Annotated in this window: 1 pseudogene; it reads left to right on the top strand. The window is 70.3% G+C overall.

Annotated features, from left to right (window positions below):
* Positions 1 to 108: 108 nt before the first annotated feature.
* Positions 109 to 785: pseudogene (locus tag GSF22_RS34010) on the top strand (zinc-binding alcohol dehydrogenase); the annotation flags it as partial.

Raw genomic sequence — 785 nt, 5'->3', positions numbered from 1 at the left:
GCGCCCGAAGGCTACTGGAAATTCTCCGGTGAAGAAATTAGTCTGCCGGAAGTTTTCCCGCGACGCGACCCTGATCAGGGGTGTGCTGCGGCGGTGGAGGGGGTGGGCATGACGTCTCCGGTGGGTCTGCATCGGGTGGTGGAGCCGGTCGGGGTGCTGCCGCAGGCGGCGCAGCGGCTGCGGGTGGACCGGGAGGTCGGTGCGGACGAGGTCCGGATCCGGGTGGAGCGGTTGAACCTGGACGCGGCGAGTTTCCGGCAGTTGTGGCAGAAGCACGCCGGGGACGGGGCTGCGGTGCGGGCCGAGGTGTGCGAGATCATCGCCGCGCGGGGCAAGATGCAGAATCCGGTGACCGGTTCGGGCGGGATGCTGATCGGTGTCGTGGAGGAGGTCGGTCCGGATTCGCCGTTGGGGCTGAAGCCGGGTGACCGGGTGGCGACGTTGGTGTCGTTGACGTTGACGCCGTTGGTGGTGACCGACGGGTTGGCGTCGTGGGACGGTCGTGGGGAGCAGGTGCCCTGTGCGGGGTACGCGATCCTGTTCGCCCGGTCGATCGCGGCGGTCCTGCCTGATGATCTTGATCCGCAGTTGTCGTTGGCGGTGCTGGACGTGTGCGGGGCGCCGGCGTTGACGGCTCGGGTGGTGTCGCGGTACGTGGCGGACCGGAGGCGGGCGGGTGACGACCGGCCGGTGACCGTGGCGGTGGTCGGCGGGGCCGGTAAGAGCGGTTCGTTGTCGTTGGCGGCGGCGGCCCGGGCGGGCGCGGGTCGTACCGTGGGCGTGGT

This window comes from Micromonospora echinofusca, from assembly GCF_017614955.1.
Lineage (GTDB): Bacteria > Actinomycetota > Actinomycetes > Mycobacteriales > Micromonosporaceae > Micromonospora > Micromonospora echinofusca_A.
The sequence above is the reverse complement of the archived record's forward strand: the minus strand, read 5'-3'. Positions and strand labels throughout refer to the sequence as shown.